This window comes from Sphingomonas ginsenosidimutans (assembly GCF_002374835.1).
GTDB lineage: Bacteria > Pseudomonadota > Alphaproteobacteria > Sphingomonadales > Sphingomonadaceae > Sphingomonas > Sphingomonas ginsenosidimutans.
In genome coordinates, this window is record NZ_NWVD01000004.1 from 98,798 (window position 1) to 111,011 (window position 12,214).

The window sequence follows — 12,214 nt, forward strand, 5'->3', positions numbered from 1 at the left end:
TAGTCTCCCGATGCGACGCGGGCGGCTCGAAGGCCGCCCGGGTCACGTCATCCGATGGTGGTGGGGGTGGCGGGCGATCAGTTGGCCGCGCCGGCGTTCTTGTAGACGCCGCGGTGGTCGATTGCCTTGGCACCGAAGACGAGCCGGCCCTTGATCTCGATCCCGTCGACCTCGAACCCCTGACGTTCCTCGGTCTGCAACCCTTCGTAGCCGGCCAGGTGCGCGGTCTCGATCGTGTCGATCGGCTGCGCGTTGGGATCGGCGGCGAGGTAGAAGCTGTAGTCGAGGATCCGCGGCTCGACCGTCACGGCGAGGTTGCGGTTGTACTCGGGATTGATCTTACCGCTCTCGTTCGCCGTGAAATTCGGCGACGTGAACTGGTTGGCCTGCTGCTCGCGCAGCGGACCGACGACCAGGCTGGCCGGGGTCGCCGCGGTGAAGCGGCCCTTCGGCGTGCGCTGCGTGCGCATCGCGGTGCGACCGGCCTGCAGCGAATCGATGTTGATGACGCTGCCCGCCGGGGCGAGGTTGCCGTGGTTCGCATGGAACAGCGGCACGCCGTCGGCCATCAGCGGGTTGCTCAGCAGGATCGCGTAGACGACGTCGCCTTCGACCTGCGCGGCTTCCTGACCCATCGCCTGCGGGATGCGGTCGAACGCGCCCAGGTCGTCGTTGATGATCGTCTCCCACGACAGCGGGATGATCTGACCCCACTTGCCGACGGTGTACGTCTCCGCGGAATCGCCGACCGTGGCGTACTGGTATTCGGCACCCTCGGCCACCTGCTGCATCGCGGAGATGTCGGACAGCGCGACACGGCTGACCGGGCGGAAATCCGGCACGGTGGTCGGGCGGCAGAAGCTGCCGAAGGTGCGCGGCGCCAGCTCGTAGGCTCGGCGCAGGGTCCGGCTGACGGTGTTGGCGAGCACCGCGGGGAAGTCGCCGGTGGTGTGTTGCCCGGCGTTGCGCGGCTGGCGATAGCGGAACACCGCCTGGGCGACCTGCGGATCGCTCATGTTGCGGGTGCTGACGCCCGTCGCGTCGAGGAAGTCGCGCGCCAGAACGATCAGGCGCCGGCCGGCGAAGCCGCGCGCATCCGCGGTCAGCTCGTTGCGCGGGTTCGCGCGGTTGGCGATCGCGCAGCTCATCGCATCCACTCGCGCCTGGAACTGCGCGGCCGGAATGGTCGCCGGCGAATAGTTGGTGATCGTCGGCGCGGCCGTGGCGATCTGGTCGATGATGCGGGTGCGGGCATCCTCGATCGTGACACCCTCGTTGACCAGTGTGTCCGCGAACGCGGCGTCGAGGCGCGCGCGGGCCACCTCGTTGCGGATGGTCGTGGCGCGGGTGCGCTCGGCGACGATCGCGGCGTTTGCGACGTCGGCCATGTTGGTCGGCTGGGTGACCGCGGGCGCCGGGGCCGGCGCCGGGGCCGGGGCGGGCGTGTGGGTCGGGGTCGGCGTCGGCGTCGGCGTCGGGGCGGGCGTCGGGTTCGGCGCCGGCTCGTTCTCGGGATCCATCTTTGTCTCCGTGGTGGTGGCGGCAGGCGCCGGGTTGCTCGTCGCGCTGTTCGCGATGAGGGGGTGCGACGGCACCGCGCGGAACCCGAACCGGCTGGGGTCCAGCAGGTTGGTCGCGGTCGATGCGCCGGCGATCTCGTCGATGAATTTCAGGGCCAGCGCCTCGTCGGCGCTCATCCACGTCTCGGCATCGAGCAGCGGGTTCAGCTGCTCGGGGGACATGCCGGTACGCTCGGCGTAGATCCCGACGATCTGGTCCTGGATGAAGTCCAGCCGTTCGGCGACGCGGCGCAGCTCGCCGGCGTCGCCATACGTGCCGTCCGACGGCTTGTGGATCATCATGACGGCGTTTTCGGCCATGAGGATGCGGTCGCCCGCCATCGCGATCACGCTGGCGATCGACCCGGCGATGCCGTCGACGTGGACGATGACCTGTCGCGGCGACGATTTCAGCGCGTGGTGGATGGCCAGGCCGTCGAACACCAGCCCGCCCAGCGAATTGATGCGCAGGTGAATGTCGTCCGTCGCCGCGCCGATCGCGGTGACCAGCGACGCCGCGTCAAGGCCGTCGCAGGTGTCACCCACGACGCCGTAGAGCAGAATTTCCATCGGTCAGTCCTTCTTGGGCTGAGTGCCGGCGGTCGGCTGCATCGCATTGCCGACCTGCGTGACCTTTCGGGGGTCGCAATCGAAGACGAGGCCGAGCGCATCGGCCTTCGCCGCAAACCGCGCCCAGGCAGCAAGCACCGTGTCGGGATCCTCCCCGCGTTCGCGGATCGCGGTCTCGGGGTCCATCAGGCCGGAGCGGACGAGGTCGCGGAGCGCCGGCCCCTCGGTCGAAAGGTCCAGCATCGGCCGCGCCGGCGGGGTCCAGAGCATCGTGCAGCCGGTCGTGTCGCGACCCATCAGCTGCGCGGCACGGAAGAACCAGGCGCCGATCGGCTCGCAGAACTGCGGGATCAGCATGTTCCACGTCCAGCTGTCGAGCTGGCGGTTGTACTGGATCCGCCCCATCCGGCCGGACGAGTAATTCACGCCCTCGAGGTCGCCGAAGATATCGTAGGGCAGGTTCATGCCGGTCGCGAACGTGCGAACCGAGATCTTCGAGAACTCAGCATAGCCCTCGACGCCAGGCGGGTTCGCGAACTTGATGTCGGTCCCGTAGGGCAGATCTTCGATCAGGCCCGGCTCGATGAAATCGGCGCGCTCGGCCTCGTCGGCCGCATCGTCCAGGCTCTCTGGGGAGCCGATGCGGAACACCGCCCAGCTGGATGCCACCTTCTGTCGCAGCAACTGCGCATCCTGATAGTCGCGGAAATCCTGCATCGGCAGGATGACTGGTGCGAACCAGCTGGCGCCATGCTGCTGGCCCGGCCGATCGGCCCGGAAGACATGTACGATATCGCGCGCCGGGATCGGGTTCGAGGTCGGGCTGCGAAGTGCCACCGATCCGGGGTGCTGCGGGAACAGCCAGTATGCCTCCCGGTTGCCGATCCGGTCGAACTGGATGCCCGAAACATACATGCCGGCATCGAACACCCCGTTGCGCGTGGCATCGAGATAGTCCGGCTCCAGCATCTGGATTTGGAACGGAACGGGCAGGCCGTCGCGGGCGAAGCGCGCGCGATTGCGCGCCAGCACGGCCCCGCTCTCCACGACCGTCCGCGCCGCCTGCAGCTGAAGGCCGTAGATGTTCTGGCGTCCGTCGGCATCGCACGCCGTGCTTTCTAGATGCTCGCGCGCCAGCGCGGTCAACTCGGCATCCGGCGCGCCATTGCGCAGCACCTGAAAGGTGATGCCGGTGCCGACAATGTCAGTCGAGATCGCGCTGACCGCCCGCTCGGCATACGGGTTGTTGCGCACCATGTCGCGCGCGGTCTGTGCCAGAACCGCCGCGGCGCCCTGAAGCTCGTAATTGGCGTCGCGTCCGGTTCGCCGCCAACCCTGCGTCCGGCGCGAATGGCTCGCCCCATCGTACTGCGCGCGGATACCGCGCAGCGCCGATCGCTGCGTCTCCGCTTTCTCCAGCCGGAGCAGCGCCTCCGCGCGCGCCGCCGCCTGGACAGGCGCCGCTCGCCGGTAGAGATCACCGAGCCAGCCCATCAGCAGCCGTTCCGCCACGCCGGCGTCCGCCGGCGCGATCGCGGCCCGCCGCCGGCGCCGGTCGCCAACGCATCCATGATGCGCTGTTCGGCCTTCAGCATCGCCTCGGCCGACTGGTACGCGATCTCGCGGCCGTCGGCGTAGCGGACCTTCATGATGCCGCTCGCGATCGCCGCGCGGATCGTGTCGAGGTCGGTCTGCGTGAACGCCATCAGCGCCGCCCTCCCAAATGGCTGCCCCGGGGTTTGCCGGTCAGCGGATTGATCTTCGGCTTCGATCTGGCCTGCGCCGGCTTCGGCGCCGCCGGGCGCGTTGACGCAGGTACCTGAGCGGTCGTGGCGGGCGCGGCTTCAGGTACCCGGCGCCGATCGGCGCCGCGCTGCTGCGCCCATCGCGCGTCGCTCCACCGATCGACGCCCAGGCTGATCGCGACCGCGCGGGCGTAGACGGCGTTGTCCAGCGCCTCGTTGCGCGGCCGGCTCTGCTGCCATTCGCGCTTCAGCCTGCCGGTGCGCTTGTTCCGGGTGACCGCCAGATACTCGGCGACCAGCTGCTTGATCCATTCATCGCCGGTGCCATCCGGCAGGAAGACATAGCCGTCGGGATACGGCTCGCCGTCGACCGGCCGTTCCAGCGACAGGTCGCCGTACAGCTCGGTCTTCAGCATTGACGTGCCGATGTCCCACTTGCGCACGCCGCGCGGGAGCTTCCGGCCATTGATCGTGACGTCCATCCACGTCGGGCCGGTGATCGGCTGCGCGGCGCTGAGCGATTCCCGTCCCTTCAGCGCCATCGCCAGCCCGGCATGGCGCCGGCACCAGGCGTAGACGTACATGGTGTTCTCGCCGTCGCCGCTGTCGACGCCGACCCGCGTCAGGCGCATCGGCCGCCCGTCCGCGGAAATCCATTCGCGTGCGACCTGCTCGTCCAGCTTCGCCCAGGTCGCGGGATCGGCGATCGATCCTTCCACCTCGACATGCTCGACGAGCGCGCGCTGCCGGCGCGGGCCGAACGCCCAGACGTCCATCTCGATACGGCCACCGCCGCCGCGCTGGACGTCGCACGACCCGACCAGCAGACCGGCCCATTCGGGCGGGGTGCCGATCGCCATGCTGGTCTCCCGCCGGTCGTACAGCCGCTGCCAGTCGGGCGCTTCGCCCTTTTCGACCCACGTTTCGCCCAGCGCGGTGTTGACCCAGGTCTTGTACGTTTCCGGGTTGCCGCGCTTCTCGAGGAAGTCCTTCACCGTCTGCGACAGCTTCACCCACGGCGAATAAGCCTCCCAGATGTGGAAGCCCGCGATCCCGGTGAACGGCGCGGTCGCGCGCCACTCGCCCAGGCGGACCGCACGGTGCCGATCGGCGTCGGTCCACTTGGCGTCGCAGTGCGCGCAACGGTAATGCGCGGTGTCGGGCCGGTGCGTGCCGGCCTTGGTCTTCTCCCACCTGACCTGTGACCACGTCAGCACCTGCACGGTGCCGCACGAGTGGCACGGCACGAAGAACCGCCGCTTGTCGGACAGCTCCCACTTCGCCTCGACGGCGCAGCTGCCCGCGATCCCGGGCGTCGAACCGGCGAAGCGCCGCCGGTTCCAGAAATTGTTCGTCCGCTTGTACGCGAGGCTGAGCGGATCACCCTCGGTCCCGGCCGATGCCGGATATCGGCCCAGCTCGTCGGCGATGACGATGCGGATCGGCCGCGATGCCAGCGACGACGGGCTGTTCGCCCCGGCGATCGTCAGCCGGCCACCGGCGAACGTCTTGTGCAGGACCGTGTTGCCACTGTCCCGCGCCTTCGCCGTCGAAAGCTTCGCGGCCAGGCACGGCGTATCGCGCACCATAGGCGCGAGCCGATCCTTCGACCACGTCTCCGCCATCTCCAGCGTCGGCTGAAGGACGAGGATCGGCGACGGATCCTGGTCGATGTAATAACCGACCAGGTTGTTGATGATCTCGGTCCACCCGACCTGGGCGGACTTGATGACGATGACCTCTTCGACCAGCGGGTCCGCGCCGGCGTCCATGATCCCGCGCTGGAATTCCGCGCGGGAGGTATCCCATCTACCCGGTTCGGCGCTTGCCTCGGCGCTGAGGAACCTCTTCTGATCCGCCCACTGGCTCGGCAGCAGCCGCGGCGGGGGCGTCAGCACCGGCCACCAGCTCGCCGCCGCCGCCGCAATCGGCTGGCTCGCCACCAGGTGCAGCGCCATCGCCGCCGCCAGCGCCCGCTTCTTCAACCCCGATCTGGGTCGCGGCAAGCTCGGCAAGCGCTTCATGCACAAGCTCCGTGATCGTCTCCTCGATCTCGACCGCGGAGGCCATCGCGACGACGCGCGGCGCGACCTTGCTGGCGATCGACAGGAGCCGGGAGCGAACCCGGGCGAAGGCGGACTGCACCGCCGCGGTGACCAGCGTGCGCGGCAGCAGCTCGTTCTTCAGCTGCGCGGTCAGTATCTCCTCCCGCTCGGCTTTCGCCGCCTCCCGCCGCGCCTTCGCCGCGTCGATCGGCTTCAGCTTTCCGGCCGGCGCCGCCGTGATGCTCGTCCAGGCCGCGACAAACTCCGCCAGCGTCGCGCCGTCGCCGGGCAGCTCGCCTTTCGCGCGCAGATCCGAAATCCAGCGGCTGGACTTGCCGAACAGGCCCGCCACTTCACTCAGCGTCGGCCTGTAACCCGCCAGATCCATGGGTTTTCGCCCCCCATGATGATGAAGTGCAGATTTTCCCCACACCTAGCGCGAAGCCGCGCCATCGCCCCCCGCATACGGCCCTCGGCCGGGAGGACCCATCGGGTGGGGGGGGTGGTGTGTTGCCTCGGCGCCACACCCCCCGGGGGGGCGGGGGGTCAGGGGGCGGCGGTGACGACAGCCGGGTCGACCGAGGGCACCTCGCCTGCGATCGGCGTCAAGTCGGCGTTGACGCCGGCCTGGGGACGATCCAGCAGGGCGCGGTAGTGGAGCTGCTGCCGCAACTCATAGCCCATCAGCGGCCAGACCTGACGCACCGCATCCTCGTAAGCGAGCTTGTGGCCAAGCTCGGCGTCGAAGTTGGCGGCCGACGCCGGCGCCGACTTTCCGATGATCGTATAGCCATTGCGGAGGGTGACGATGACGATCGTTAGCACGTCGTGGCTGGCGGGCGTGTCCTGCAGCAACGTACCGCGGCGTCGCTCAGACGGGATCTCCGCGACCGCCGCCGCCGTAAAGCCGACAACGTGGGCGATGTTCGCCTCGATGTCCGAGAGGGAAACACGCGGAGCCGTGCGCCCCTCGGCACACTCCGCCTCCGTGGCGGCCAGACTACTGGTGGTCATGAAGATCTCCCTTAGACAGCGGCGATGTCTATCGACACCGCCCGCCAGGCGGCCGCCGGCGTGTCGCGCTCGTAGAACCGCAGGTAGCTGCGCGACCCGATCACGCGGATGCTGTCGCGGATCGCGTCCATGGCCCGCTGCCAGCGCGCGTCGGCGATCTCAACGCGCAGGAGCATGAACAGCTCGGTCCGGTTGATCTGCCCCTGCTTCTCGACCGAGAACGCCCGGGTGACCAGCGCCCGCAACTCGGCGCCGCTGCCCGCCGCCCACTCCGACAGGCATTCGTCGATCAGCGCCTTCGCCGCCTGCAGCTCGGGGCCGAACTCCACCAGGTCGGCGACCTGCAGCATCACCTTGCGGCACCCGTCGAACGTGGTGAGGGTGACGTTGCCCTTCTTGCCGCCGACCGAGGCGCCATAGTCCTGCGCCACCAGCGCCTGGAAGCCGGCGATATGGTCGAAGGTGCCGGCCTTGAACTCCCGGATCACGGCGGAGATGCGGGCCGCCTCGGTCAACACGCGGTCGACCGTCTCGTCCATCAGGAGGTCGGCGGCCTTCACGGTCGACAGCGGCACCAGCGCGCCCTTGGCGTCGCGCAGGTAGGGTGACCCACCGACGTCGATCGCCCGGGGGTGCTGACGGTCGGTCATGCGCGCTTCCTTTCGCGGCGGCGCAACCGCCGCTCGATCTCGCGGATCATGCTGACCGGCACCCCGACCAGCGCGCTATCCGGGTGACCGGCGTTGGCGATCCGGTGCAGCGCGTCGAGGTCGATCACCAGAGGCCGCCTTCTTCGGTGATGAGCAGCGGCGGATTGCGCGGTACGCTCCGGCCCCGGAACACCGCGCGCAGGTCGGAGGCCAGCAGCTGCGCCGCCTCTTCGAGCGCGTCGTAATCGCGCTGGGAAAGCGGGGCCAGCCGCGCCCGGTAGGTCAGCTGGTCGAACCGCGATGTGAGGCGTTCGAGCTGATCGGCTACGGTCGGGCGCGGCTGGCTGGTCGCACGCGGCGTTGCGGCACGGGCCGTGCGACCAAGCTGGCGGGGAGGATTAAGCATCGCGTGCGGCATGTGGCCTCCCCGAAACGGCGACGCCCGCGGCCCCCGGGGGTGGGGCAGCGGGCGCCGGGCGCAGCTGTGGCGGGGTCGTTTGTGCCGGTTGCGTGACCGCTTTTCGACGTGACCTTGTGGGCACTGCCCCAAAGGTCACCCCCGGCCCCACCGATCCAGCGCCGCGACGAGGATCCCGCGCGCCCGGCGATTGGACAGGCGCCAGCGCCGCGCGGCGACGGTCACGCCCATGTCGTCGACGATGATCGCCAGGAGCATCGCCGCGTGCGGCGCCACGGCCCCGCGCCAGGCGGTGTACTGGCGCTCCAGGATCACGCGGCCGATCCGCTCGGCCGAGGCGGCGTCCGGCCCGCCGCCCGTGCTGCGCGGCTCCAGCTTCGCGGTCCGCACGGCGACATCGGCGACGGTCTGCGCGTGTGCGGTCGCGATCCGCTCGGCCGCCGCCAGCTGGTGCGCGTCGATCGCGCCGGTCGCGTGCAGCCGCGCCAGCGCGCCCTCGCGCCGCGCCGACCGCACGGCGAATTCCAGCGTCTCCGGCGTGCCCGCCTTGCCGCGCCATTCCTCGCGCAACGCGACCCGCTCCTCGATGCCGGGCGCCAGCCGCTTGCCGCGCTCGCGCAGGATCTCCTTCTGCGCCTTCCACTCCTGCTTGGAGACGCCCTTGGGCTTGCGCGGGATCGCAGGCGCCGGCCGCGGTGCGTCGAGGACCAGGTGCGCGACGCGCTGCGCCTCGCGCTCGGATGTCGTGAACATGCTGTAACCCCCGGATCAATCAGGATCGGGGATATGCTCCAGGACGGCGACGAGCGGCAGCTGACCTTGTGGGAACGGGACCAGCGCATCGCGATCGACCACCCAGCCCTCGCTGCGCAATTTCTCCAGGACGAGCTGCTCGAACAGCCCCGGCACGGTGATCGCCCGCTGCGCGCCGGCCGCGCGCTCGATCGACTTGTCGACGGCCAGTTGATGGACCAGCGCCTTGGCGCGCGTCAGGCTGACGCCCAGCGCCGCCGCGATCTCGCCGATCGACGGGCTGTGCCCCGTCCGCCGGATGTGAGCGACGATGACGGCGAGCGCCTGCTGCTTGCGGCTTGGCGCCGCCGGCACCGCGATCGCGACTGGTGGTGTGTGTGGCGCCACGGCCATCCCGATGCGAAATCCCCCGATGCGGAACATAGTGCGACCGACGACGAAATGCCACATCGGCAGGACGAACCGCGGCGGAGACGCCCTCCGCCGCGATGACGAAAAACGGCGCATTCCCGGCGTGACGATCGGGGCAGGGCGGGCGGGATACCCGCATGATACCCGCTCAGATGCGTGCCAGGATCGCCTCCACGCCGGCCCGGTCGGCCGCGATCATCTTCAGCAGCGTTGCCGATCCGCCGTTCGGCTGGCTGCGCCCCTGTTCCCATTCCTGCACCGTGCGGATCGAAAAGCCGTAGGCGCTGGCGAATTCCGGCTGCGTCTTTCCCGTGGCGGCGCGGATGCTCGCGACGTCGACGTTCGCCACCCGGCCGCGGCTCTCGTCACCGCCGGCATAGGCGATGGCGTCGTTCAGCCCCGCCGCGATCTTGTCATATGCGCTCTTCATGATCGGTCTCCTGTAACCTCGCCTGCACCTCACAGGGTGTCGGCGAGGATTTTGGTCAATTGGGCCAGCCCGTTGCGCTCGCCCTTGGTCAGATTGTCCTTCTCGCCCTTGCCGAACACGGTCAGGAGGAAGACGGGAACCTCGTCACCACCGTAATAAGTGATGACACGGTAGCCTCCCGACTTGCCGGTGCCGGGCTTTCGCACCCGCAGCTTCCGCGCCCCGCCGCATCCCGGCATGATCGCGCCGGCACGCGGATCGGCCGCGATGATCGACACCACCGCCGCCATTTCATCGGCGGACATGCCGGCGTCGTGCGCGGCGGCGATGTAGGCGGGGGTTTCGATGACCGTGTGCATGGCAGCTTGGTACGTGAATTACGTAGTTCATGCAAGCGAAAAGTACGTGAATTACGTATCCCGACCTAACCCGGCTCGTCGATCCCGGGCGGCGCGTCGAGCAACCCCGCCGCCTGCAGTTCCTCGATCAGCTGATCGACCCGCAACCGCGCGTGGCTCCACAGCCGCGGCTCAGCGGCCAGCGCCTCGGCCGCTTGCGTCAGCCGACGCAGGTCGGCGAACGGCACCAGCGTGCGCAGCGCCAGGCGCTCCGCCGGCCCCCATGTCCGCCGCTCCGTCGAGTACCAGGCCGCGCGGCGCAGCACCGCGCACGCCAGCCAGATTTTCTTGCGGTCGAACGCGGACGCCATCCGTCCGGCGTAACCGGAACAAAACGTGATTCGCCAGTCCTATCCGTCCAGCGCCGGGGTCGCCCGCTGGACCAGCAACTCGCCAGCCCACGGCCGCACCAGCACCGCCGCCTCGTCGGCCGGCGCCTCCAGCCAGGCCGAAGCATCCTCGATCGCGACGATCGCAGGCATCGCCTTGGGATGGATCGGGGCCACCACCGCATTCGGCTCGGTCGTCGCAAAGGCGAACGCCGGCCCGCGCTCGGTGTCGCGCCACAGGCCCGCGAACAGCCCGAACGGCTGATCCTTCACCGCGAACCAAACCTGCGCGGGCAAGCCGTCATCGCCTTTGCCGCCAGCCGGGTCCGGCTCGGCGAACCACGAAAATGGGACGAGACACCGCTGCTCCGGGTGGATCAGCGACGGGCGCCAGAACGACGACGACAGGTTGCGGGCGTTGGTGACGTAGCGGTCCAGCATCTTCCCGCTGGCGCCACGGATTTGCGTCGGGAAGCCCCATTCCATCGCCTGCTCCAGCAGCGGTCGGTTGCCGTCGACCGCGCGCACGAACACCCGCCCGTGACGCGCGGTCTTCTTGCCGGTCGGGAAGATCTGCCGCGGGGGCGGCGCATCGAGGTCGACGTCGATCGCCGCGCCCAGCGCCTCGCGCGCCGCCGCGACGGCCTTCTCGGACTGGTGGAAGCGATTGCACATCGTCCGTCTCCTTTTAGCGGCACACCTTGGCGCCGCCGTACCGCGCCCAGCGCAGCGCCACCCGCGCGCGGACCTGCTCGCACCCCAGCTCGCGACCGTCGGGCAGCCGGCACGCGGCCACGACGCGCAGATAATCATCCGCCCCGAACGATCGGCAGCGCAGATCCGGTCCTTCGACCAGGACATGCCCGTCGCGCGTCACCCCGCGCGCTCCGCCCAGCAGCCGCACCAGCCGGTCGCGCGCGCTGACGCCGCTCGCGCGCGGGCACGGCTGGCGCGGCCGGCACGTTCCGTCGATCTCGCGCGCGGCGATTCCGCGCAGCCGGACCTTCGCACCGCCGGCGCACCGGATCGGCCCGTCACCGTCCCACACGGTGACCGGCCGGCAGGTGAAGTTGATGCCAGCCGGCAGAGTGGCGATCATCAAGGCCAGCCCGATCATGCGAGGAGCTACGCGTCTTCCAACGTGTTCGCGTGATCCAGCGAGTCGGGTGTGAAGCGGTCCTGCTTCCATCGCCCGAGCGTTTCGTCGCGCGATCCCTGGGTCTTCGATCGGGCGACCAGCAATGCGTGGCGGCGATTGACGTCCAGCAGCGCGAAGAACGCCCTCTCGATCGCGAGCACGCGACCGGCCAGGATTGCGAGGACGATGCAGATTGTCGCGAGGAGCACTCGCTCACCTCGGAGCACCCACGGCGTCGGGTGGTGTTGCGCAACGCAACCCACCAACCCGACGATCAGGGCGATCGCCAGTGCCGCAAGGGCAAAGGATGCGACCAGCACCTGCATGACGGAACGAAGCTGGCCGTAGAGTTCATCCACCTGTTTCGGCGCCCGATGCTCGCCCTTCATCGTGCCGACGGCCAGACTCATGCACGGGAAAATGCCGGTCGCCAGCAACGCGATCGCGGGGATCAGTGCCCGCGCCGTCGGATCGATGGCGTCACGCGGCAGCCAGAACGACGCAACGGCTAGCAGCATTCCGATCAGCAGCGGAATCATGTCTTCGGCGCCGCCTGCGCCGGGCGTCGATCCGCGAGAATATCCAGCTTCTGCTCGATACGATCCGAGATCGCGTACAGCCTGTTGAGTTCGTCACTGATCACGACTGCAGCGACGATCGTCATCGCGGTGAGAAGAAATATCCCGCTGAACAGCGCGAGGGCGATCTCATGGCGGCGGAGGTCCGTGGGTGCATCATGCTGGTCGAACATCGC

The 12,214-nt window shown here is 69.3% G+C and carries 18 protein-coding genes; all 18 read right to left on the reverse strand.

What is annotated here, in order from left to right; translation table 11 throughout:
- Positions 1 to 77 precede the first annotated feature (77 nt).
- The gene (locus COA17_RS11085) at positions 78 to 2,129 is read right to left on the reverse strand and encodes a ClpP-like prohead protease/major capsid protein fusion protein (protein WP_096612436.1); all 2,052 of its coding nucleotides are present in this window, start codon (positions 2,127 to 2,129) and stop codon (positions 78 to 80) included.
- A 3-nt stretch (positions 2,130 to 2,132) separates the two neighbouring features.
- Positions 2,133 to 3,641: a phage portal protein gene (locus tag COA17_RS11090; protein WP_245857699.1), complete on the reverse strand. Its 1,509-nt coding sequence runs from the start codon at positions 3,639 to 3,641 to the stop codon at positions 2,133 to 2,135.
- Positions 3,623 to 3,835, reverse strand: a complete 213-nt coding sequence (locus tag COA17_RS11095; protein WP_096612438.1) for a phage head-tail joining protein — start codon at positions 3,833 to 3,835, stop codon at positions 3,623 to 3,625. The genes COA17_RS11090 and COA17_RS11095 overlap by 19 nt, the downstream gene beginning before the upstream one ends.
- Positions 3,835 to 5,772: a phage terminase large subunit family protein gene (locus tag COA17_RS11100; protein ID WP_245857752.1), complete on the reverse strand. Its 1,938-nt coding sequence runs from the start codon at positions 5,770 to 5,772 to the stop codon at positions 3,835 to 3,837. Before COA17_RS11100 ends, COA17_RS11095 begins: the two co-directional genes overlap by 1 nt.
- A complete protein-coding gene (locus tag COA17_RS19910) occupies positions 5,684 to 6,307 on the reverse strand; it encodes a hypothetical protein (RefSeq protein ID WP_245857701.1) in 624 nt (207 codons plus the stop codon). Before COA17_RS19910 ends, COA17_RS11100 begins: the two co-directional genes overlap by 89 nt.
- 158 nt (positions 6,308 to 6,465) lie before the next feature.
- Positions 6,466 to 6,933, reverse strand: coding sequence for a Gp49 family protein (locus COA17_RS11110; protein WP_096612444.1), 468 nt, complete (start codon positions 6,931 to 6,933; stop codon positions 6,466 to 6,468).
- Between the two features lie 11 nt (positions 6,934 to 6,944).
- Entirely contained in the window at positions 6,945 to 7,583 is a 639-nt protein-coding gene (locus tag COA17_RS11115) for a DUF3164 family protein (RefSeq protein ID WP_096612446.1), read from the reverse strand.
- Complete coding sequence (locus COA17_RS20080; protein WP_281253319.1) at positions 7,580 to 7,711, reverse strand: hypothetical protein; 132 nt, start codon at positions 7,709 to 7,711, stop codon at positions 7,580 to 7,582. Before COA17_RS20080 ends, COA17_RS11115 begins: the two co-directional genes overlap by 4 nt.
- Complete coding sequence (locus tag COA17_RS11120) at positions 7,708 to 8,001, reverse strand: hypothetical protein (protein ID WP_096612448.1); 294 nt, start codon at positions 7,999 to 8,001, stop codon at positions 7,708 to 7,710. The genes COA17_RS20080 and COA17_RS11120 overlap by 4 nt, the downstream gene beginning before the upstream one ends.
- A gap of 135 nt (positions 8,002 to 8,136) precedes the next feature.
- A complete protein-coding gene (locus COA17_RS11125) occupies positions 8,137 to 8,754 on the reverse strand; it encodes a hypothetical protein (protein ID WP_096612450.1) in 618 nt (205 codons plus the stop codon).
- Between the two features lie 15 nt (positions 8,755 to 8,769).
- Positions 8,770 to 9,141, reverse strand: a complete 372-nt coding sequence (locus COA17_RS11130; RefSeq protein ID WP_176484879.1) for a LexA family protein — start codon at positions 9,139 to 9,141, stop codon at positions 8,770 to 8,772.
- Positions 9,142 to 9,313: 172 nt separating this feature from the next.
- Complete coding sequence (locus COA17_RS11135; RefSeq protein WP_096612454.1) at positions 9,314 to 9,595, reverse strand: helix-turn-helix domain-containing protein; 282 nt, start codon at positions 9,593 to 9,595, stop codon at positions 9,314 to 9,316.
- Between the two features lie 29 nt (positions 9,596 to 9,624).
- Positions 9,625 to 9,954 carry a type II toxin-antitoxin system RelE/ParE family toxin gene (locus COA17_RS11140; RefSeq protein WP_096612456.1) on the reverse strand — a complete coding sequence of 110 codons (330 nt, stop codon included), beginning with the start codon at positions 9,952 to 9,954 and terminating at the stop codon, positions 9,625 to 9,627.
- A gap of 65 nt (positions 9,955 to 10,019) precedes the next feature.
- The gene (locus COA17_RS20085; protein ID WP_096612458.1) at positions 10,020 to 10,304 is read right to left on the reverse strand and encodes a hypothetical protein; all 285 of its coding nucleotides are present in this window, start codon (positions 10,302 to 10,304) and stop codon (positions 10,020 to 10,022) included.
- A 39-nt stretch (positions 10,305 to 10,343) separates the two neighbouring features.
- Positions 10,344 to 10,997, reverse strand: a complete 654-nt coding sequence (locus COA17_RS11150; RefSeq protein ID WP_096612460.1) for an SOS response-associated peptidase family protein — start codon at positions 10,995 to 10,997, stop codon at positions 10,344 to 10,346.
- Positions 10,998 to 11,010: 13 nt separating this feature from the next.
- Positions 11,011 to 11,439, reverse strand: a complete 429-nt coding sequence (locus COA17_RS11155) for a thermonuclease family protein (RefSeq protein WP_096612462.1) — start codon at positions 11,437 to 11,439, stop codon at positions 11,011 to 11,013.
- A gap of 8 nt (positions 11,440 to 11,447) precedes the next feature.
- Complete coding sequence (locus COA17_RS11160) at positions 11,448 to 11,999, reverse strand: hypothetical protein (RefSeq protein WP_096612464.1); 552 nt, start codon at positions 11,997 to 11,999, stop codon at positions 11,448 to 11,450.
- Complete coding sequence (locus COA17_RS11165) at positions 11,996 to 12,211, reverse strand: hypothetical protein (RefSeq protein WP_096612466.1); 216 nt, start codon at positions 12,209 to 12,211, stop codon at positions 11,996 to 11,998. Before COA17_RS11165 ends, COA17_RS11160 begins: the two co-directional genes overlap by 4 nt.
- Between the last annotated feature and the right edge of the window lie 3 nt (positions 12,212 to 12,214).

What these genes read in the sequence shown, in the direction of transcription:
- COA17_RS11140 (WP_096612456.1), bottom strand. Translation starts at nt 9,954, where the DNA reads ATGCACACGGTCATCGAAACCCCCGCCTACATCGCCGCCGCGCACGAC.
- COA17_RS11150 (WP_096612460.1), bottom strand. Translation starts at nt 10,997, where the DNA reads ATGTGCAATCGCTTCCACCAGTCCGAGAAGGCCGTCGCGGCGGCGCGC.
- COA17_RS11115 (WP_096612446.1), bottom strand. Translation starts at nt 7,583, where the DNA reads ATGACCGACCGTCAGCACCCCCGGGCGATCGACGTCGGTGGGTCACCC.
- COA17_RS11085 (WP_096612436.1), bottom strand. Translation starts at nt 2,129, where the DNA reads ATGGAAATTCTGCTCTACGGCGTCGTGGGTGACACCTGCGACGGCCTT.
- COA17_RS11110 (WP_096612444.1), bottom strand. Translation starts at nt 6,933, where the DNA reads ATGACCACCAGTAGTCTGGCCGCCACGGAGGCGGAGTGTGCCGAGGGG.
- COA17_RS11155 (WP_096612462.1), bottom strand. Translation starts at nt 11,439, where the DNA reads ATGATCGGGCTGGCCTTGATGATCGCCACTCTGCCGGCTGGCATCAAC.
- COA17_RS11095 (WP_096612438.1), bottom strand. Translation starts at nt 3,835, where the DNA reads ATGGCGTTCACGCAGACCGACCTCGACACGATCCGCGCGGCGATCGCG.
- COA17_RS19910 (WP_245857701.1), bottom strand. Translation starts at nt 6,307, where the DNA reads ATGGATCTGGCGGGTTACAGGCCGACGCTGAGTGAAGTGGCGGGCCTG.
- COA17_RS11165 (WP_096612466.1), bottom strand. Translation starts at nt 12,211, where the DNA reads ATGTTCGACCAGCATGATGCACCCACGGACCTCCGCCGCCATGAGATC.
- COA17_RS20085 (WP_096612458.1), bottom strand. Translation starts at nt 10,304, where the DNA reads ATGGCGTCCGCGTTCGACCGCAAGAAAATCTGGCTGGCGTGCGCGGTG.
- COA17_RS11135 (WP_096612454.1), bottom strand. Translation starts at nt 9,595, where the DNA reads ATGAAGAGCGCATATGACAAGATCGCGGCGGGGCTGAACGACGCCATC.
- COA17_RS11120 (WP_096612448.1), bottom strand. Translation starts at nt 8,001, where the DNA reads ATGCCGCACGCGATGCTTAATCCTCCCCGCCAGCTTGGTCGCACGGCC.
- COA17_RS11160 (WP_096612464.1), bottom strand. Translation starts at nt 11,999, where the DNA reads ATGATTCCGCTGCTGATCGGAATGCTGCTAGCCGTTGCGTCGTTCTGG.
- COA17_RS11125 (WP_096612450.1), bottom strand. Translation starts at nt 8,754, where the DNA reads ATGTTCACGACATCCGAGCGCGAGGCGCAGCGCGTCGCGCACCTGGTC.